Genomic DNA, 19,679 nt, shown 5'->3' with positions numbered 1-19,679 from the left:
GCCCGGGGGGCGGGGGGGGGGGGGCCCCCCCCCCCCCCGGGATGGGAACGGGTAAGGGCGGCGGGGGCGAAAAAGGTCTCGAGGCCCACCACAACAGGCCGCACTCAGGCGCCGTACACCGGCGCCGGCGAGGCCACGTCGGTGAGCAACTCCCGTACCGCCACGCCGACCTCGCCCGGCGACCAGCGACGGTCGCGTACCCGCCGAGGCCCATGCTGCCAGCCGTCGGCAACGGCAATCGTGCCACCCTCGGCCTCGAAGACCCGCCCGGTGACATCGGACGACTCGGCCGAGGCCAACCACACCACCAGCGGGGAGACGTTGCCGGGGTGCGGTGCGTCGAAGCCGGTCTCTGGCGCGCGCATCTGCTCGGCGAAGGCCGCGACCGCCTCGGTCATCGGCGTGCGGGCGGAGGGAGCGATGGCGTTCACGGTGACGCCGTACCGCGCCAGTTCGGCGGCGGCGATCACAGTGAGCGCCGCGATACCCGCCTTCGCGGCACCGTAGTTGCCCTGGCCGACGCTGCCCATCAGCCCCGCGCCCGAGGTGGTGTTGACGACCCGGGCGTCGACCGGCCGTCCCTGCTTGCTCAACTCCCGCCAGTACGCGGCCGCGTGTCGCAACGGCGCCGCGTGCCCCTTGAGGTCGACCTTCAGGACCAGGTCCCAGTCGGCCTCGGTCATGGAGACCAGCATCCGGTCCCGATTGATGCCCGCGTTGTTCACCAGCGCGTGCAGCGCCCCGAACTCACCTACAGCCCGCCCGACCAACCGCTCCGCGTACCCCCAGTCGCTGACGTCCCCCAGGTCGGCGACAGCGGTACCCCCGGCCGCCCCGATCTCCTCGGCCACCGCCTTCGCCGCCTCGCCCAGATCGTTGACCACGACCAAGGCCCCCTCCGCCGCCAGCGCGAGGGCATGCTCACGCCCCAGCCCCTGCCCCGCTCCGGTGACGACGACGACCCGGTCCCGACAGATCCCTCTCATGCGCCCGCTCCCTTGCTGACGATGCCGGGGCCGGCGACAGCGCTGCCGCCGGTCGTCTTGATCTCGTCGGTCACCGCTTTCGCGGACTCGCCCGGGTGGGGGACCGCGTGCTGGGCCCCTTCGGCGACCGGCACGAGGGCCTCCTCGTGGCCTGGACTCCGGCCCGCTCGGGTGATGCGGACGCCCCGACCCCGACAGATTCCGCTCACGTGCCCGCTCCTTCGCCGACGATGCCGAGTTCGAGCCGCCGCGCGATGAACTCCCGGTGCTGTGCGGGCCCGCCCCAGTCCGCGGCCAGCGCCCAGGCCCGTTTGGCGTACAGGTGGAGGTCGTACTCCGTCGTGTACCCCATGGCGCCGTGGCACTGGATCGCCGTACGGGCCGCCTTTCGGGCCGCGTCCGAGGCGAGCACCTTCGCCATCGACGTCCGTACGGCGGACTCCGGATCCCCGGCCGCCTGCGCCCAGCCCGCCGCGAGGACCGCCGGCCGGGCGAAGCGCAGCGCCAACTCCACATCGGCCAAGGCGTGCTTGACCGCCTGGAACGAGCCAACAGGTACGCCGAACTGGTGACGCTCCCGGACATGAGCCACGGTCAGTTCGAGCATCCGCTCACCGAGCCCGATCAGCAGCGCGGCCGTGGCCAGCACCCCGCGCCGGTAGGCGACGGCCAGGTCGCCAGGCCCCTCGGCCAGCAACAGCCCACCGCCTGCCGGGGCGTTGACCCGGGCCAGCCGCCGGGAACCGTCCACCGAGTCGACCGGCTCCAACTCCACCTCGTCGCGCGCGTACAGGCGCAGCCCGTCGCCGTCGGGTACGGCGACCAGGTCGGCGCGTGCGGCGAAGGGGACCGGGGCGCCCATGGCGAACGACACCGTGAACAACGCCGATCCCCTTAGTACGGACGGGAGTTGAGGGGCGCCCGCTGCGGCGAGCAGCGGGGCGCCGACGGCCACCGTCTCGGCGGCCGGTACCGGCAGGCCGCTGCGGCCGAGGGCCTCCATCAGCGGCGGAACCGCGTTCTCGTCGAGCCCGAGCCCGAGCCCGTCTACGCGCTCGGGGACCAGCGCACCGGTGATCCCCACCCCCGCCAAGGTCCGCCACACCGCGTCCACAGCCTCCACGCGGCCCTCCGGCCACCCCGCCCGGATCTGCTCGGCGCCGGCCTGCTTGGCCAGCACCTCACAGGCCGCCTCGGCGAGAGCCGCGTCCCGTTCCGCTACGGCGAAGCGCATCGCTTCCGGTCACCTCCTCGGCAGGCCGAGCAGCCGCTCGGCGACGATGTTGCGCTGGATCTCGTTCGTGCCGGCGTAGATGGGACCCGCCAGGGAGAAGAGGAAGCCTCGGCTCCAGGAACTGTCCAACTCGGCCTCGGGCCCGAGCAGTTCGGCCGCCGTCTCGTGCAGGGCGATGTCCAGCTGGGACCAGAACAGCTTGTTCAGGCTGGACTCCGCACCGACCGGCCGCCCCTCCACGATCGAGGTGACCTGCTCCAGGGTGAACAGCTCGTACGCCTGGGCCTCGATCCACGCCTGCACGACCCGGTCCCGAAGCGGACCCGCCCCCGCCCCCGTCTCCATCCCCATCCCCTTCGCCCGCGCCAGATCGAGCAGTCGCTCGGCGCTGTGCAGGAACCGCCCGGGGGAGCGCAGCGTCAGCCCGCGCTCGGACCCCGTCGTAGCCATCGCCACCCGCCAGCCCTCCCCGACCCCGCCCAGCACATCCGCGTCGGGCACGAGGACGTCGTCGAGGAACACCTCCGCGAACCCCTCGTCACCGTCGAGGCGTTCGAAGCCCCGGACGGTGACACCGGGCGCGTCCAACGGGACAAGGAAGTACGTGAGCCCGCGATGCCGCTCCGCCTCCGGATCCGTACGGAAGAGCCCGAACAGGTGGGTGCAGAAGGCGCCACGGGTCGTCCACGTCTTCTGGCCGCTCAGCCGCCACCCGCCAGCCCCCTCGTCACGGACCGCCTGGCTACGGATCGCGGCGAGATCGCTCCCCGCCCCCGGCTCGGACCAGCCCTGTGCCCAGAGATCCTGCGCGGCGGCCATCCTCGGCAGGATGCGCCGCTGCTGCTCCTCCGTACCGAACGCGAAGACGGTCGGGGCCAGCAGGAAGATGCCGTTCTGGGTGACCCGGGCGGGCGCCCCGGCCCGGTAGTACTCGTCCTCGAACACCAGCCACTGCCACAGAGACGCGTCCCGCCCGCCGTACGCCTCGGGCCAGGACACCACCGACCAGCGGGCCTCGAACAGCGTGCGCTCCCACTCCAGATGGGCGGCGAACCCCTCGCGGGTGTCACCGGACGGGAGCGGGTTCCGCGGCACGTTCGCCGCGAGCCACTCCCGCGCCTCCTGCCGGAAGGCCTGCTCCTCCGGGCTCCAGGTGAGGTCCACGGTTCACCCCTCCCCGTCCGTACGGCTGCCGAAGGTGTCGCGGACCTCGGCGGCGACGCCCGAGAGGTTGATCTCGAAGGTGAAGCCCTGTTCGTAGCGGTAGCTGCGTTTGACGTCCCAGAGGTCGATGCCGTTGAAGGCCTCCTTGGCGGCACGGATCACCGTCGGGTTCTTGCCGGCGATGTCGGCCACGACCTCCAGGGCCCGGTCCCGGAGGCGGTCGGCCGGTACGACGTCGAACACCGAGCCGAAGGCGTGCAGTTCGGCGGCGGACGCGGTCGCGCAGGTGTACATCATCGCCCTGGCCCGGTGCTGCGGGACGAGACGCGAGAGGTGCGTCGCGGCACCCAGCGCGCCCCGGTCCACCTCCGGCAGCCCGAAGTACGCGTCCTCGGCCGCGACGATCACGTCCGAGTTGCCGACCAGACCGATCCCGCCGCCGAGACAGAATCCGTGGACCGCCGTGACGACGGGCACCGCACAGTCGTAGACCGCGGCGAACGCGGCGAAGCAGCCACGGTTCGCCCCGATGAGGGCGGCGTGGCCGGTGTCGGCCTGCAACTCCTTGACATCCACACCGGCGTTGAAGCCGCGGCCCTCGGCACGCAGCAGCACCACCCGGACGACAGGGTCGCGGCCGAGCTGTTCGACCGTCTCCGCCAGCTGGTACCAGCCCGCCACCGGAAGGGCGTTGACCGGCGGGCAGTCGACGACCACCTCGGCGACACCGCGCTCGTCGACGGTGGCCCTGATGATTTCCGTGCCCATGCGCTCTCTCCCGTCCTGGTCACCGTGCCTGTCCTGGTCACCGTTCGCCCTGTGCTCCGCCGGCCTTGGTCAGGCGGGTGAGGACCGCGTCCGCCTCCGCGACGATGCGTTCGACGAGTTCCGCGCAGCTGGGCAGGTCGTCGATGACGCCCGCGACCTGGCCGGAGGCCAGGGTGCCGAGGTCCGTGCGGCCGTCGACCATGCTGGCCCGCAGCATCATCGGAGTGTTCGCCGCCATCACGACCTGGGACCAGCCCAGTTCATGGCTGCGCCGCATCGCCAGCCCCTCGCGAACCAGGTCGGACCACGAGGTCCCGGAGACCTTCCGGAACGCGACGGCGTGCCGCAGTGAACGCACGAGCCGCGCAGGCGCCCGTTCCCGCAGCAGCCGTTCCACCGCCTCGGTGCGCAGGACGCGCTGGGGGATGCCGTCGAGGACCGGGGTGACCACGGTGTCGGTGACGCCCCGCTCGAGATACTCGGCCTTGACCGAGTCCCGTACGGTGCTGTCGCTGGTCAGCAGGAACCGCGTGCCCATCGCGATGCCCACGGCACCCTGGGCGAGCGCGGCCACCAGCCCCCGCCCGTCGCGGAACCCCCCGGCCGCGATGACCGGGATGTCGACGGCGTCCACGACCTGCGGGACCAGGATCGAGGTGGGGACACCACCGGTGTGCCCGCCACCCTCACCGCCCTGCACGACCACCGCGTCCACGCCCCACGCCTGGACCTTCTCCGCGTGCCGACGGGCGCCGATGGACGGGATGACCACCAGCCCGGAGTCCTTCAGCTCCCGGATGACGCGTTCGTGCGGCGCGAGCGCGAAGGACGCGATCCTCACGCCCTCGCGCACCAGGAGTTGGCCCCGCTCCAGGACGTCGGGTGCGTCACCGCGCATGTTCACCCCGAACGGCGCGTCCGTGCGCTCCCGTACGGCCCGGATCGCATCGAGGGTCTCGTCGAGCGAGAGCGTCGCACTGGCCAGGATGCCGAGCCCACCGGCCGCCGCCGTGGCCGCCGTCAACTCCGGTCCGGACACATACCCCATGCCGGTCTGCACGATCGGGTACCGGACACCGACCAGGTCGCACAGCGCGGTGTGCAGGGCCGGATGGACGGGGGCGATGGGGGCGCTCATGCCGGGACTCCTTCCGCTTCCGAGGGGTTGTCGGTCGACCCAACGTAACCTAACAATTGTTTGCTAGGTAAGGCTGTGGATAACTTGGACGCGGGAGAGGAACAGCCCATGGGCGACAAGTCGATGTCCCTGGCGGACGTCGCCGGAGCCGTCGAGTCGGGCATGACGATCGGTATCGGCGGCTGGGGATCACGGCGCAAACCGATGGCCATGGTGCGTGAACTCCTGCGCGGAGACGCGCGCGACCTGACCGTCGTCTCCTTCGGCGGCCCGGATGTGGGGCTGCTGTGCGCGGCGGGCCGGGTCCGCAAGCTCGTCTACGGCTTCGTCTCGCTCGACAGCATCGCGCTCGACCCGCACTTCCGCGCCGTACGGGAACGGGGCGGTGTGGAGACCGCCGAGTACGACGAGGGCATGTTCGTCACCGGCCTGCGGGCCGCCGCGAGCCGACTGTCCTTCCTGCCCACGCGCGCGGGCCTCGGCTCCGACGTCCTCACGATGAATCCCGACCTCGTGACGATCGCCTCCCCGTACGACGACGAGGAGTACGTCGCGATGAAGGCGCTGCGGCTCGACGTGGCCCTGGTGCACGTCAACCGTGCCGACGCGGCGGGCAACGCCCAATACCTGGGCCCGGACCCGTACTTCGACGACCTGTTCGCGATGGCTGCCGACCGCTGCTACGTCAGCGCCGAGCGGATCGTGGAGCCGGGAGGCCTGCTCGCCGGCGGGCCCGCGCAGTCGCTGCTGATCAGCCGTCTCTTCGTCAACGGGGTCGTCGAGGCGCCCCGAGGCGCCCACTTCACGTCCTGCGACCCCGACTACGCGCGTGACGAGGCCTTCCAGGCGCACTACGCGTCGGCGGCCCGGGACGCCGACTCCTGGGAGCTGTTCCGCAAGACGTTCCTCGACGGCGACGAACAGGCGTACCACGAGGCCGTGGCGGAGTTCCACGCCAACGGCGACGGACGACAGGGGGAGGGACGATGACGGAGAGCACCTCGGCCGAGACGGAGACCGGCCGGGCCCGCACAGAGGTCACCCAGACCCGGACAGAGATCACCCGCGCCGAAGTGTGTGCCGTCGCCTGCGCCGACGTATGGCGCGGCGCCGGGGAGATACTCGCGCACACGGCCGGTGTGCTGCCCTCGATCGGCGCTCGCCTCGCCCGGCTGACGACCAGCCCGGACCTCGTTCTGACCGACGGCGAGGCCTACTTCATGAGCGATCCGCCGCCGCTCGGCCGAACAGCCGCCGACGGAGGCGTGGTCGAGGGCTGGGTGCCGTACCGGAAGGTCTTCGACATCGTCGCCAGCGGCCGTCGGCAGAGCATGATGGGAGCCAGCCAGATCGACCGGTACGGGAACCAGAACATCTCCCTCATCGGCGACTGGCGCCGTCCCACCCGCCAACTCATCGGCGTACGCGGCGCTCCCGGCAACACGGCCAACCACCGCACCGACTACTGGGTGGCCCGGCACACCCCGAAGGTCTTCGTCGAGAAGGTCGACGTGGTCTGCGGGGTGGGCAACGACCGCGCGCGCGGGGCAGGCGGTAAGGGCCTGAGGTTTCACCACCTGGGCGTGGTGATCACCAACCTGGCGGTCCTCGACTACGGGGAGGACGGGAAGCTGCGCGTGCGCTCGCTGCACCCCGGAGTCACCGCGGACGAGGTCCGGGCGAACACCGGCTTCGAGATCGACGCGAGCGGTGCCACCGAGACCCGGCTGCCCGACGAGACCGAACTGCGGCTCATCCGCGAGGTCGTGGACCCGCGCGGCCTGCGCGACCGCGAGGTGAGCCGGAGCACCGGGTCGTAGGACCCGGAACCCCGGCACATCACCTGAACTACCAGAACTATTCGTCGGTCAGCAGGGCGAGTTGGTCTGGGTGAGCAGGCCCAGGCGCCACGGCAGGGTGTTGTAGTCGCCGGTCGCGTTCGGGTCGAGGCCCTGGTACACGTACTGGAGCTTGCAGCCGGGGATCGTCAGCGTCTGGTCGTTCCCCGCGCGGATCATCTCGCCGTGACTGATGTCCCGCGTCCAGGCCCCGGCCGGGAAGGTGACGTTGTTCGCCCGGGCGAACGGGTTGCTCTCCGTGGCGGCCAGCGCCGTCCACGACCCGGCGAGACTGGTGGAGGTCCAGGAACGGAACCAGCGTTTCCCGTCCGACCCGATCGCCTCGACGAGCAGCAGATACTGGTTGGTGCCCTGCACCTTGTAGACGTTGGCGGCCTCGAACAGGGCATATCTGTTGGCGTCCTGGGCCGCGATGACCGTGTTGGTGAAACCGTTCGGGAACTGGCCGACGGTCGTCTGTGAGCGGTACAGATGGCCGTTGTCGTCGGAGGAGAACAGATAGCAGTTGGCGCTGTCGCAGATCACCCACATGTCGACCCAGTAGCCGTTGCCGATGTTCTGCTTGATGATGTCCGGCATCGCCGAGTAGAAGTGGCGGGGCGCGGTCCAGCCGTTCGGGTTGCTGATGTCCGGGTTGGTGGAGAAGGAGGCGTTCCCGGTCTGGTAGACGAGGTACCACAGGCCCTGCGGCGCGTAGTAGAACACCTGCGGCGCGGCCCGGTACCCGGTGCCGATCGCGGAGCGGTCCAGATAGTGGTGCGTGGCCGAACCCGCCTGCGACCAGTCGGTGAAGTTGAGGTACACCAGGTTGTACCCGGAGGCGCTCGCGGTGCTCGCGAACACGTGGTACCTGCCGTTGTGGTACACGACCGACGGGTCCTTGATACCGGCGATGTTGGGGTGCGTCGAGTCGGACTTCGGAGCGATCAGCGCACTGCTGGAACTCCAGGCGAAGTTGGAGGGCAGAGCAGCCGCCGAGCCGGCCGAGCGGGTGCTCGCGGCGGACTGCGCCGCCACCGTGGCCGCGCTGCCGCCCAACGCGGTCAGCGTCGCCGTGTAGGCCGCCTTCTTGTTGCCGCCGCCGTCGAACAGCAGCGGATTCTCCCCGGCGCGCCAGGAGTCGGTGTCGCGGATGCCCCACACGGTGATCCCGGTACAGCGCGACACGTTCATGCACGCCCGCACGGTGTTCGTGTACGCGGCCGACGGCGCCTGCGCGATGTCGAGTTCGGTGATCTGTACGTCCACACCGAGCGCCGCGAAGCTCGACAGCGTCGTCTGGAAGTTCGACGGCGGACCGCCGGTGCCGAAGTGCGCCTGGAAGCCGACGCAGTCGATGGGCACGCCCCGCGCCTTGAAGTCGCGCACCATGCGGTAGACGCCCTGCGTCTTCGCGGCGGTCCAGTTCTCGATGTTGTAGTCGTTGTAGCAGAGCTTGGCCGCGGGATCGGCCGTCCGCGCGGTGCGGAAGGCCTGCTCGATGAAGCCGTCGCCCAGCAGGTTCTGGAACACCGAGGCCCGGTGCGCGCCGCTGCTGCCGTCGGCGAACGCCTCGTTGACCACGTCCCAGGAGTGGATCCTGCCCTTGTAGCGGTTCATCACCGTGGTGATGTGGTTGTTCATCACGGTGCGCAGGGTGTTCGCGTCCGTGATCGAACTGACCCAGCCGGGCAGTTGGGAGTGCCAGACCAGGGTGTGGCCGCGCAACCGCTGCCCGTTGGACGAGGCGTGGCTCGCGATCCGGTCCGCGGGCGCGAAGTTGAACGAGCCGCGCGAGGGCTCCGTGGTGTCCCACTTCAGCTCGTTCTCGGGCGTGACCATGTTGAACTCACGGTTCAGGATGCCCGTGTAGGTGCTGTCGCCGAGCTTCCCGGCGGCCACCGCGGTCCCGAAGTACCGCCCGGACTGGGCCGCTTGGGCGCCCAGGGTGCTGGCCCGGACGCTTGCTCCGGGCTCGGCGACGGGCACGGCCGTGGCGGTGCCGGTCGCCAGCAGTACGGTCGCGGAGAGCAGCCCCAGCGCCGGCGCCCGGCGCCACCCTGCTCGTGTTTGATGTAGGCATGACATGTGAAATGCGCTCCTCTTGGGTGCGGGTTAAGAGGTGTGCGAGGTCGGCACGGATACTAGGAGGCGCCCGGCGCGCGTCAATCCCTCTCGCATCATTCGCATTTCACTTCGAAACATTTCGAAGCTTCACTGCTTCTGTGGATCAGCCCTTTCCAGTGAGTAGCCGCCGCGGATTGGCGATCCGGAAGGCGTACGCCGCCGCTCCGCCCAGACCGAACCCGGGATGCAGCGGCGGCTCCGCGTAGGGCCGGTCCGAGCCCTGGACGACGGCGCCGGTGCCGAGGGCGCGGACGACCGCGTCGACGGCACGCGGACCGTAGGACGACGTGTCGACGAAGACGCCCGGGTCCACGTCCCCGTCCTCCAGGCCGCCGGACCGGGCGGCGAAGCGCTCCCCGTGCAGCGGAGCCAGCCCGGCCAGCAGCGCGAAGCACACCCGCAGCCGCGGATGGCGCGGCCGGCCGAAGGCGCGGAACGCGAACCAGGCGGCGTGCATCTGCTGGACGTACGGCACCATCGCGGGCCACCAGCCGGGCCCCTCCGACTCGCCGGCCGCCGGTCCCGGGTGGACGAACAGCGGCAGGTCGCGCTCTTCGAGCAGGTCGAGCAGCGGGGCGCAGCGCGCGTAACCCGCAGCGTCGGCAAGGGCGTTCGCCGGGAGCTGGAGACCGGCGAACCCCCGGTCGAGGTCCTTGGCCATCGCGTCCGCGTCGATGTCCCGTACGCACGCTGCGGCCCAGGCGTCGAATGGTTTCGGAAGAGCGGCCGATCCTTCGTGGTACGCGTCCAGCAGGGGCCGGGCCTCGGCGGCGGGCAGCCACTCCACGCCGATCGGGGCGGACAGCGAGACGAGCACCCGGCCGAGCCCGTCGGCGGCGGCGAGTTCCGCACGGCGGGCGATGTCGTGGTCGGCGGGCGGTATCGCGAAGGGCGGCTCACCGCGCAGGTACAGGGTCCAGCCGTCCAGGAACGGTGGTTCGCGGCGGGCGCGGAGGGCCGCCACCAGCGACGGGGTCCACAGATGCTGGTGTACGTCGACGCTGGTCATGACGTTCCTCCCGCCGGTGCCGACGATTCTTCCAGCAATGCGCGCAGTGCGCCCCGGACGTCGTCGGACCCCAGGATGCCGTCATTCACCGCCGTCACGTCCACCCCGCAGGGCCGGTCGTCGTCGAGGCGGGGCACGGCAGCCCGGATCGCCCGGTGCAGAAGGCGCGGTCCTCGGCCCAGCGCCTGGGGTGCCGCCAGGTCCACCGCCTGTGCGGCGACCACGGCCTCCACGGCGAGCAGCTGCCGCAGCCGGACCAGGATCGTGGCCAGCCGTCGGGCGCCCAGCGACGCGTTGGTCGAGTCGTCCTCGACGGCGTCCGCGCCATGGCGGGGATCGGTGGACACCGGCGTGGACACCAGCCGGATCTCGGCGACGAGCGCCTGCGCGGTCTTGGACAGGGGCGCGAAGCCCGACCGCTCCGGCCCGTACGGCGACAGGTTCGCGGGCAGCCCGCTGACACCGGGGTCGAGCAGTCGACGCATGCGCTCGGCGGAGATCGACGCCGTCTGGGTCAGGGCCAGCGCGAGGGTGTCGAGGGCGAGGGCGAGCGCCGGGGTGTGGAAGTTGCCGGAGGAGAGGATCTCGCCGGTGTCGGGCAGCACGACCGGGTTGTCGCCGCAGCCGTTCAGCTCCGGATCGAGGGCGGCCCCGGCGAAGTCCAGGGCCGCGTACGCAGCCCCGTGCACCTGGGCGGCGCAGCGCAGGCTGACCGGGTCCTGGACCCGCCGGGCGTTGCGCGGATCGCCCAGCTCACCCCCGTCCAGCAGGGCGAGCAGCTCACGCGCGGCGCGGGACTGGCCGGGGGCGGGGCGCAGGCCCAGTACCCGGGCGTCCAGCGGACTGGTGTTCGCCCGGAAACCCTCGTACGTCAGTGCCGTGACCGCCTGCGCCAGGGCGAGGAGTTCGGCGGCCTCGTGCAGGACGAGCGCCCCCTGTCCGGCCGCCAGCGGGCTCGCGCTGCACAGGACATGCCCGTCCTTGGGGCCCAGTTGGGCCGGCGCGAGACCGGCCCGCCGCAGTGCAGTCGCGCCGTCGAGCACCTCGCCGTCGAACTCGGCGCTGCCCTCCCCGATGACGACCAGCCCGACATGCGCCAGCTGACACAGGTCGGAGGCGCCGATCGACCCGACCTCGGGGATCACGGGATGCACGCGCGCGTTGAGCATCGCCACCAGCAGGCGCACGATCTCCGGCCGCACTCCGCTGCCGCCGCCCGCGATGCCGTTGACGCGGGCGAGGACGGCGGCGCGTACGACGGGAACGGGCAGCGGATCGCCGACCGCGTTCGCCCGTCCCCGGACCGTACGGACGCTGAACGCCTCCAACTCGGCGCGCGGCAGGGCGTACGAGGAACGGGTGCCCAGGCCAGTCGTCAGGCCGTACGTCGGGACCTGGCGGTCGACGATGTCCTCGACGACGGCCCGCTCACGCACCAGCCGCGGCAACACCTCGTCGGCCAGGGCGACTTGGGCGCCGTGATGGGCGACGGCGACGACATCCTCGTACGACAGGGTCCGCCCGTCGACGACGACCGTGCTGCTGCTGATGCGCGTCATGAGAAGCGGAGCTTCTGGCCGAGGCCGCGCTCTTCGGCCTTCTTGAGCATGGCGGCGCCGAGCGCGATGTCGGAGAGGGAGAGGCCGCGGTGCCAGAACAGGTTCGTCTCGTCGGGGCTTTCACGGCCGGGCTTGTGGCCCGCGACGATCTCGCCCAGTTCGCCGTGCAGGTTGTCCTTGTTGAGCCTGCCGGAGTCGACGTGGGTGCGCAGGGCGCCGAACGGTCCGGCGTGGGCCTGGCCCCAGTCGTCGACGACGATCTTGTCCATGATGTCCGTGAGGCTGAGTTCGACCGCGCTGTTCGTGCCGTAGGGCACGACCAGGGCGCCGGGCGCGATCCACTCCGTCTTGAGGAGCGGCTCCGGGCGGTCGAGGCGGGACGCCTCCACCACGATGTCCGCGCCCTCCACACAGGTCTGCCAGTCCTCCGTCACGACGACCGGCTTGCCGAGGTCCCGTTCCAGCCGCTCGGCGAAGGCTTCGCGGCTCTCGGGGCGGCGCGAGTGGACGCGGATCTCGGTGAGGTCGAAGATCCGGTCGAGCAGGCGGACGTTCCAGTACGAGGTGGCGCGGGCGCCGATGTGTCCGAGCACCCTGGAGTCCGGGCGGGCCAGATGGCGCGCCCCCAGCGCGGTGAGGGCGCCGGTGCGCATCTCGGTCAGGGCGGTCGCGTCGACCACGGCCACCGGCATACCGGTGCGCGGGTCGAAGAGGTTCAGCAGAGCCATCTCGGACGGCAGGCCGGCCTTGTAGTTGCCGACGTAGTCACCCACGATCTTGACGCCGGCCAGCGCGAGCGGGGCGACATAGCCGCGCAGCACGTTGAAGTGACCGTCGAACGCGGGGTCGGGGACGAGATGGACGCGCGGTTCGATCACCGTCTCGCCCTGGCCCTGGGCGCGCAGACCCTGCTCGACGGCGTCCAGGATCTCGCCGTCGGTGAGTTCCAGCTGTTCGATGTCCGAGCCGTTCAGAAAGGTGAACCAGACCGGTTTCATGAGGTGTCTCCATACATTTCGGACGTCCCTGGCCTGATTTCGTGTGACTGTAACGTGCCGTTTACAGATGGGCATTGACTGTCATTCAGTCACGGATAACTCTGCATGACCATATGCAGTCGGGTAAGGGGCAGCTTTGATCAGATTCGACGCGGTGAGCAAAAATTATCCAAACGGCACCACTGCGGTGGACGATCTGTCGCTGGAGTTGGCCGAGGGTGGCATCACGGTCCTGGTCGGTCCCTCCGGCTGCGGCAAGACCACGACTTTGCGCATGATCAACCGCATGGTGGAGCCGACGGCCGGGACGGTGAGCCTGCGCGGGCAGGACATCCGGGAGGTCCACGCACCCGAGCTGCGGCGCGGCATCGGCTATGTGATCCAGCACGCGGGGCTGTTCCCGCACCGCACCATTCTGGACAACATCGCCACTGTTCCGCTGCTGCTCGGCTGGAGCCGGAAGAAGGCGCGGGCGCGGGCGGCGGAACTGCTGGAACTGGTGGGCCTGCCGAGCGAGATGGCCAAGCGCTATCCGAACCAGCTCTCCGGCGGACAGCAGCAGCGCGTCGGGGTGGCCAGGGCGCTGGGCGCCGACCCGCCGGTACTGCTGATGGACGAGCCCTTCAGCGCGGTCGACCCGATTGTCCGGGCGGAGTTGCAGGCGGAGTTCATCCGGCTGCAGAAGGAACTCCACAAGACGATCGTGTTCGTCACCCATGACATCGACGAGGCGATCAAGCTCGGCGACAACATCGCGGTGTTCCGGACCGGCGGCAGGCTGGCCCAGTTCGACACCCCCGAGCGGCTGCTCGCCGAGCCCGCCGACGACTTCGTGGCCGACTTCGTGGGGCACGACCGGGGCATCCGCCGACTGTCCTTCGTCGACGGGGCCAACGTGCCGCTGCGCGACGGTCCGTTGCTGCCGACGACCGCGTCGGTGGCGTCGGCACGGACGGGCGACGAGCCCTGGGTGCTGGTCGTCGACGACGCCCGACGGCCGCTCGGCTGGGCCGCGGTCGCCGACCTGCCGGAGAGCGGCACGCTCGCCGACGCGACCCTGGTGCCGCTCGGCCACACCTTCAGCCTCGTCGGCGACTCGGCACGGGCCGCCCTGGACTCGGCACTCCTGTCGCCCGCCCGGCTCGCGGTGGGCGTTGACGCGGACGGCGCGGTCGTGGGGGTCGCGGACGCCCACGAGCTGTCCGCCGGGACGCCGGACGTTGCCGAACCCGCCGATCCCGCCGATCCCGCCGATCCCGCTGGGACGGACCCGGGCGCCGACGGGACGGGCGGTGCGAAACGATGAGTGACGACGAGCCCCTGATCCGGTGGCAGTGGATCGGCGATCACGCCGCCGAGCTGGCCGACTACACCGGAATCCATCTGAGACTCGGTCTGCTGCCGGTGCTGTTCGGGCTGATCATCTCGGTGCCGCTGGGCATCCTCTGCCACCGCTGGCGCTGGCTGTACCCACCGGTGCTGACCGTGGCCAACATCCTGTACTCGATCCCGTCGCTGGCCCTGTTCATGATCTTCGTTCGTTATACGGGGCTCACCGAACGCACGGTGATGATCCCGCTGACGCTCTACACCCTGTCGGTGCTGGTGCCCAATGTCGTGGACGGGCTGGCCTCGGTACCCGAACCGGTCCGGCTCGCGGCCACCTCGATGGGGTTCGGCGAGATACGGCGTGTCGTCCAGGTCGAACTGCCGATCGCCGTACCCATCGTGATCGCCGGTGTACGCGTCGCCGCCGTGTCGTCCATCAGCCTGGTCGCGGTCGGACAGCTGATCGGACAGGGCGGACTCGGGTACTACATCACCCGTGGCCTGCAACTCGACTTCCCGACCCCGATCATCACGGCGATCGTGCTGATCATGCTGCTCGCACTCGCCACCGACGCCCTGCTGGTACTCGCCCAGCGGCTGCTGACGCCGTGGTCCCGGAACAAGGTGACGGCGCCATGAACGACTTCCTGAACCAGGTCGAACTCGTGTGGGACTGGCTGACGTCCTCGCAGCAGTGGCACGGCGACGACGGCATTCCCCATCGGCTCCTCGAACACCTCACCTACAGCGGCATCTCCCTGCTGTTCGCCGCCCTCATCGGGCTGACCTTCGGGCTGCTCGTCGGGCACACCGGCCGCGGGGCGTTCGCCGTGGCGAGCGTGGCGAACCTGGCGCGGGCGATCCCCACCTTCGGTCTGGTGGTCCTCGTCGTCACCCTCGCCGGGCTCAGCGTGACGCCCATCCTCATCGCCCTGGTCGCGCTCGCGGTCCCGCCGATCCTCATCAACACCTTCGAGGGCGTCCGGGGTGTCGACCCCGACACCAGGGACGCGGCGCGCGGGGTCGGAATGACCGAGTGGGAGGTCCTGGTACGGGTCGAGGTGCCGATAGCGCTGCCGCTGATCCTCCTCGGCCTCCGGGTCGCCGCGATCCAGGTCGTGGCCACCGCGACCGTGGCCGCCTACCCCGGTCTCGGGGGCCTCGGCCGGTTCATCGTCGACGGGCTCTCCCGCAACGACTACGAACTGGTCATCGGCGGCTCGACCGTCGTCGTCGTACTGGCCCTCGTCGTCCAGGTCGCCTTCACCGCGCTGCGGCGCGTCATCGTCTCGCCGGGCCTTCGGGTCTCGGCGTCGAAGTCCTGATTTTCTTCGTCTGCAGAGTTGCCGAGCCTCCGGGCTCCGAGAAAGGAAACACCATGAGCACCAAGCGAGGCATGTACCGTGGCGCCGCCTTCGGTCTGATCGCCGCACTCTCGCTGACCGCCTGCGGAGGCGGTGACAGCGACAGCAGCAACCCGCTGACGGGCGACAGCGCGGACAGCGGTGGCAGCGGGAAATCCATCGTCGTCGGCTCGGCGAACTTCCCCGAGAACCAGCTCCTCGCCGAGATCTACTCCCAGGCCCTGGAGGCCAAGGGCCTCAAGGTGACCCGGAAGTTCGACATCGGCGCCCGCGAGGTCTACTACGACCAGGTCGTCAAGGGAGGCATCGGTGTCTTCCCCGAGTACAACGGCGCCCTGCTCTCGGTGGCGGTCGACAAGAACAGCACCGCCACCAGCACGGAGGAGGTCAACGCCGAGCTGAAGGCGAAGCTCCCCTCGTCCGTTGAGATCCTCGACTCCGCCGCCGCCGAGGACAAGGACTCGGTGACCGTCACCGCCGAGACCGCCGCCAAGTACAACCTCAAGACCCTCGCCGACCTCAAGCCGGTCGCCAAGGACATGACGATCGGGGCCGGTTCGGAGTTCAAGACCCGCAAGCAGGGCGGGGAGGGCCTGAAGTCGGTCTACGGCGTCGAGTTCGGCAAGTTCCAGCCGCTGGACGCGGGCGCCCAGACCACCCTGGTGAAGCTGCTCAAGGACGGCGACGTACAGGCCGCGAACCTGTACACCACCGACCCCGCCATCGTCGAGGACAAGCTGGTCGTCCTGGAGGACCCGAAGAACCTCTTCTCCTCGCAGAACGTCACGCCCCTGGTCTACAAGTCGGCGGTCGACGACACGGCGAAGGCGGCGCTCAACGGCGTCTCCGCCAAGCTCACCACCGAGGACCTGCTGGAGATGATGAAGAAGCTCGTCAACGACAAGGAGGACTCCAGCGACGTCGCCAAGGAGTGGCTGACGAGCGCCGGTCTCGTGAGCTGACCCGGTTCGGCTGTGGCAATACCGTCCGCCCCCTCTCCCGCCCGGCCCGTCGGGCGGGAGAGAGGGGACCGAACACGACCGGCTGGGGAGCAGATGAGCGACGGCGTCGGCACCGACACGGCCGAGGCGGCCGGTTCCTCCGTACGGCTGCACCAGCTCTTCGAGGGACGTCGGCTCACCCCGACACAGCGCCGTATCGCGCACTGTCTGGTCCGGCAGGCGGCGGACGTGCCCTTCCTGTCGAGCGTGGAACTGGCCCAACTGGCAGGCGTGAGCCAGCCGTCGGTGACCCGGTTCGCGGTCGCCCTCGGCTTCGACGGCTATCCGGCGCTGCGCAAGCATCTGCGGGACGTCGCACCCGCCGGCGCGGAACCGGGGGAGCGGTCGGACAACCCGTACCAGCAAGCCGTACAGGCCGAGATCGAGAATCTGCGGCAGCTGGCGTCCCTGCTCGCGGACCCGGGGCCCGTGGAACGCGCGGGACGGCTGCTCGCCGCCTCCCGGCCGCTGCCGGTGCTCGGGCTGCGCGCGTCCGCCGCCCAGGCACGGGGGTTCGCCTACTTCACGGCCAAGGTCCATCCCGACGTACGGCTGCTCGACGAGGGGGGCTCGCTGCTCGCCGACCGGATCGACGCGGCCCGGCAGGCCGGTGCGAGCGCCCTCCTGTGCTTCGCGCTGCCGCGCCACCCGCGCGAACTGCTCGACGCCCTCGACCATGCCAGGGACGCGGGGCTGACGGTGGTGACGATCGCCGACGGTACGTTCGCCCCGGTGGCCGCCCACAGCGATGTGCTGCTTCCGGCCGCCGTGGGCACCGGCCTGGTCTTCGACACCGTGAGCGCTCCGATGCTGCTCGGTCAGGTGCTCCTTGAGGCCATGTGCGACGCCCTGCCGGACGCGCAGGCCCACTTGGAGGAGTTCGACGCGCGGGCCGCGGCACGGGGGCTGTTCGTCGAATGAGAGCCCCATGCCCATGCCCGCATCCATGCCCAAGCACCGGCCACCGAGAGTGAGTTCGCACCGCATGACACCCCACCTCGCCGACCCCTGCCCCCTCGGCGCCGAGACCACCCTCGCCGAACTCGCCGACGACCCGCACGCCCGCCTCGCCCTGCTCCGCGCACACGAACCGGTGTCCTGGCTACCGGAGTTGGGCGGCTGGCTGGTCACCCGGCGCGATCTCGCGCTGACCGTGATGCGGGACTCCGGGACGTTCACCGTCGACGACCCGCGCTTCTCCACCGCGCAGGTCGTCGGCCCCAGCATGCTGTCCCTCGACGGTGACGAGCACACCCGTCACCGAGAGCCCTTCAACGCCCCCTTCCGCCCCCGGGACGTGCGCGAGGGCTTCACCGCCTGCATCGAACGCGAGACCGACCGGCTCATCACCGCCCTCCCGCCGACCGGCGCCGCCGAACTGCGGCGCGCCTTCGCCGGACCGCTCGCGGTCGCCGTAGTGACCGAGGCGCTCGGTCTCACCGGCACCACCGCCGACACCGTCCTCGCCTGGTACGACGCCATCGTGCGCTCGGTCTCCGACATCACCGCCGGACACACGGCGAGTTCCGCGGGCAGTGCGGCCTACGCCCAGCTGCGGGCCGCCGTGGAAGCCACCGTCGCCGACAGGGACACCGCCTCCCTCCTCGGCTCCGCCGCCGGACAACTGACCGTGCCCGAGGTGGCGTCCAACGCGGCCGTGCTGATGTTCGGCGGCATAGAGACCACCGAGGCGATGATCACCAACGCGCTGCTCCACCTGCTCGGGCATCCCGGGCAACTCGCCGACGTCCAGGCCGACTTCGACCTCCTGGACGGCGCGATCGAGGAGTCGCTGCGCCTCGAACCCGGCGCGGCGGTCGTGGACCGCTACGCCACCCGCGACACCGTCCTCGGCCCGGCCACGATCAGCCGAGGCGACCTGGTCACCGTCTCCCTCACCGGCGCCAACCGCGACCCCGCCGTCTTCCCCGACCCCGACCGCTTCGACGTCCGCCGCGACAACGCCCGCCTCCAACTGGCCTTCGCCCACGGCCCGCACTACTGCATCGCCGCGCACCTGGCCCGCCTTGAGACCCGTATCGCCCTCCACCGCCTCCTCGAACGCCTGCCCGGCCTGCGTCTCGACCCGGAGCACCCCGTCACCCCGCAGGGCCTGGTCTTCCGCAAGCCGGCCACCCTGCATGTGCTCTGGGACGCTCCCGTCTGACACCACGTCGGACTGGGATGCTGGAGGCTCCAGCAGCGTCCCAGGAGGCATACATGTCCCAGCCGTCCGTCCTCGCTTCGTTGGTGTCGGGCCTGCGCGGCGGGTCGATCGAAGTCGTCGACCTCACCGCGCCGTTGTCGTCGTCCACACCGGTGCTCCAGCTGCCTCCGCCCTTCGGCCAGACCGCCGTGTTCGAGCTGGAGGAGATCAGCAGGTACGACGACCGGGGACCGGCCTGGTACTGGAACAACTTCCGCAGCGGCGAGCACACTGGCACCCACTTCGACGCCCCCAACCACTGGGTCACCGGCAAGGACCTCGCCGACGTGGCCTCGGTACCGGCGGGCCGGCTCATCGCCCCGGCGGCGGTGCTGGACTTCACCGCCGAGGCGGCACAGGACCCGGACTTCCTGGTCGAGGTCGACCATGTGAAGGCCTGGGAGGCCGAGCACGGCCAACTCCCGGACGGGGGCTGGCTGTTGCTCCGTACGGGCTGGGACGCCCGCTCGCACGCCCAGGAGCCGTTCCTCAACGCGGACGAGAACGGCCCGCACACGCCAGGCCTGTCCCCGGAGTGCGCCCGTTGGGTGGCTGAGGAGTCGCCGGTGATCGGCCTCGGCGTCGAGACGGTGGGCACGGACGCCGGAGGCGCGCACTCGTTCGACCCGGCGTTCCCCTGCCACTCGTATCTGATGGGCAGCGACAAGTACGGCCTGACCCAGTTGCAGAACCTGGCCGCGCTGCCGCCGACCGGTGCGGTCGTCGTCGCGGGGCCGCTGCCCATCGTCAGCGGGTCCGGGTCCCCGGCGCGTGTGCTCGCCCTGGTGGAGCGGTCATGAAGGTCGCGGAAGCCGTCGGACGGGCGCTGGCCGCCTCCGGGATCGACCATGTGTTCGGCGTGGTCGGCTCGGGGAACTTCCACGTCACCAACGCCCTGGTGGCGGCGGGCGCGCGGTTCGTCGCCGCACGCCACGAGGGCGGCGCGGCGACGATGGCC

The 19,679-nt window shown here is 70.8% G+C and carries 20 protein-coding genes; 10 read left to right on the top strand and 10 right to left on the bottom strand.

Going from position 1 to position 19,679, the window contains the following annotated elements; genetic code table 11:
- Positions 1–104: 104 nt before the first annotated feature.
- The 6 genes from ACWCRB_RS42185 to ACWCRB_RS42160 are packed head-to-tail and all read right to left on the bottom strand — an operon-like array spanning position 105 to position 5,290.
- Entirely contained in the window at positions 105–986 is an 882-nt protein-coding gene (locus ACWCRB_RS42185) for an SDR family oxidoreductase (RefSeq protein ID WP_451001135.1), read from the bottom strand.
- The gene (locus ACWCRB_RS42180; protein ID WP_451001134.1) at positions 983–1,195 is read right to left on the bottom strand and encodes a hypothetical protein; all 213 of its coding nucleotides are present in this window, start codon (positions 1,193–1,195) and stop codon (positions 983–985) included. The genes ACWCRB_RS42185 and ACWCRB_RS42180 overlap by 4 nt, the downstream gene beginning before the upstream one ends.
- Entirely contained in the window at positions 1,192–2,220 is a 1,029-nt protein-coding gene (locus ACWCRB_RS42175; RefSeq protein WP_451001133.1) for an acyl-CoA dehydrogenase family protein, read from the bottom strand. Before ACWCRB_RS42175 ends, ACWCRB_RS42180 begins: the two co-directional genes overlap by 4 nt.
- Positions 2,221–2,229: 9 nt before the next feature.
- Positions 2,230–3,384, bottom strand: coding sequence for an acyl-CoA dehydrogenase family protein (locus ACWCRB_RS42170; RefSeq protein ID WP_451001132.1), 1,155 nt, complete (start codon positions 3,382–3,384; stop codon positions 2,230–2,232).
- 3 nt (positions 3,385–3,387) lie between these two features.
- Positions 3,388–4,152: an enoyl-CoA hydratase family protein gene (locus tag ACWCRB_RS42165; protein WP_451001131.1), complete on the bottom strand. Its 765-nt coding sequence runs from the start codon at positions 4,150–4,152 to the stop codon at positions 3,388–3,390.
- A 37-nt stretch (positions 4,153–4,189) separates the two neighbouring features.
- Positions 4,190–5,290: an NAD(P)H-dependent flavin oxidoreductase gene (locus ACWCRB_RS42160; RefSeq protein ID WP_451001130.1), complete on the bottom strand. Its 1,101-nt coding sequence runs from the start codon at positions 5,288–5,290 to the stop codon at positions 4,190–4,192.
- Positions 5,291–5,398: 108 nt separating this feature from the next.
- Between ACWCRB_RS42160 and ACWCRB_RS42155 the strand changes: the two genes are divergently transcribed.
- Positions 5,399–6,280 carry a CoA transferase subunit A gene (locus ACWCRB_RS42155; RefSeq protein ID WP_451001129.1) on the top strand — a complete coding sequence of 294 codons (882 nt, stop codon included), beginning with the start codon at positions 5,399–5,401 and terminating at the stop codon, positions 6,278–6,280.
- On the top strand, positions 6,277–7,110 hold the full coding sequence (locus tag ACWCRB_RS42150) for a CoA-transferase subunit beta (protein WP_451001128.1): 834 nt from the start codon (positions 6,277–6,279) through the stop codon (positions 7,108–7,110). Before ACWCRB_RS42155 ends, ACWCRB_RS42150 begins: the two co-directional genes overlap by 4 nt.
- 48 nt (positions 7,111–7,158) lie before the next feature.
- On the opposite strand, the gene ACWCRB_RS42145 is transcribed toward ACWCRB_RS42150, so the two are convergent.
- From ACWCRB_RS42145 to ACWCRB_RS42130, 4 genes are all read right to left on the bottom strand, one after another.
- Positions 7,159–9,216, bottom strand: a complete 2,058-nt coding sequence (locus ACWCRB_RS42145) for a non-reducing end alpha-L-arabinofuranosidase family hydrolase (protein WP_451001127.1) — start codon at positions 9,214–9,216, stop codon at positions 7,159–7,161.
- 142 nt (positions 9,217–9,358) lie between these two features.
- On the bottom strand, positions 9,359–10,264 hold the full coding sequence (locus ACWCRB_RS42140; RefSeq protein WP_451001126.1) for an amidohydrolase: 906 nt from the start codon (positions 10,262–10,264) through the stop codon (positions 9,359–9,361).
- Positions 10,261–11,823 carry an HAL/PAL/TAL family ammonia-lyase gene (locus tag ACWCRB_RS42135; RefSeq protein ID WP_451001125.1) on the bottom strand — a complete coding sequence of 521 codons (1,563 nt, stop codon included), beginning with the start codon at positions 11,821–11,823 and terminating at the stop codon, positions 10,261–10,263. The genes ACWCRB_RS42140 and ACWCRB_RS42135 overlap by 4 nt, the downstream gene beginning before the upstream one ends.
- Positions 11,820–12,821 carry an ornithine cyclodeaminase family protein gene (locus tag ACWCRB_RS42130; protein ID WP_451001124.1) on the bottom strand — a complete coding sequence of 334 codons (1,002 nt, stop codon included), beginning with the start codon at positions 12,819–12,821 and terminating at the stop codon, positions 11,820–11,822. The genes ACWCRB_RS42135 and ACWCRB_RS42130 overlap by 4 nt, the downstream gene beginning before the upstream one ends.
- A gap of 136 nt (positions 12,822–12,957) precedes the next feature.
- On the opposite strand from ACWCRB_RS42130, the gene ACWCRB_RS42125 reads away from it, so the two are divergent.
- The 8 genes from ACWCRB_RS42125 to ACWCRB_RS42090 all read left to right on the top strand — a co-directional run.
- Positions 12,958–14,127, top strand: coding sequence for an ATP-binding cassette domain-containing protein (locus tag ACWCRB_RS42125; RefSeq protein ID WP_451001123.1), 1,170 nt, complete (start codon positions 12,958–12,960; stop codon positions 14,125–14,127).
- Complete coding sequence (locus ACWCRB_RS42120; RefSeq protein ID WP_451001122.1) at positions 14,124–14,789, top strand: ABC transporter permease; 666 nt, start codon at positions 14,124–14,126, stop codon at positions 14,787–14,789. Before ACWCRB_RS42125 ends, ACWCRB_RS42120 begins: the two co-directional genes overlap by 4 nt.
- Positions 14,786–15,475 (top strand): ABC transporter permease, encoded by a 690-nt coding sequence (locus ACWCRB_RS42115; protein WP_451001121.1) that lies wholly within the window; start codon positions 14,786–14,788, stop codon positions 15,473–15,475. Before ACWCRB_RS42120 ends, ACWCRB_RS42115 begins: the two co-directional genes overlap by 4 nt.
- 71 nt (positions 15,476–15,546) lie before the next feature.
- Positions 15,547–16,476 carry an ABC transporter substrate-binding protein gene (locus tag ACWCRB_RS42110; RefSeq protein WP_369030113.1) on the top strand — a complete coding sequence of 310 codons (930 nt, stop codon included), beginning with the start codon at positions 15,547–15,549 and terminating at the stop codon, positions 16,474–16,476.
- Positions 16,477–16,569: 93 nt separating this feature from the next.
- Positions 16,570–17,436, top strand: coding sequence for a MurR/RpiR family transcriptional regulator (locus ACWCRB_RS42105; protein ID WP_451001120.1), 867 nt, complete (start codon positions 16,570–16,572; stop codon positions 17,434–17,436).
- Positions 17,437–17,500: 64 nt separating this feature from the next.
- Positions 17,501–18,682 carry a cytochrome P450 gene (locus ACWCRB_RS42100; RefSeq protein ID WP_451001137.1) on the top strand — a complete coding sequence of 394 codons (1,182 nt, stop codon included), beginning with the start codon at positions 17,501–17,503 and terminating at the stop codon, positions 18,680–18,682.
- Positions 18,683–18,735: 53 nt separating this feature from the next.
- Complete coding sequence (locus ACWCRB_RS42095) at positions 18,736–19,521, top strand: cyclase family protein (RefSeq protein ID WP_451001119.1); 786 nt, start codon at positions 18,736–18,738, stop codon at positions 19,519–19,521.
- Positions 19,518–19,679, top strand: a 162-nt coding sequence (locus ACWCRB_RS42090; RefSeq protein ID WP_451001136.1) for a thiamine pyrophosphate-binding protein, incomplete at its 3' end; no start/stop codon positions are given. The genes ACWCRB_RS42095 and ACWCRB_RS42090, both read left to right, overlap by 4 nt.

It is taken from the genome of Streptomyces sp. NPDC002156, assembly GCF_053593675.1.
This window is presented reverse-complemented; position numbering and strand designations above follow the sequence as displayed.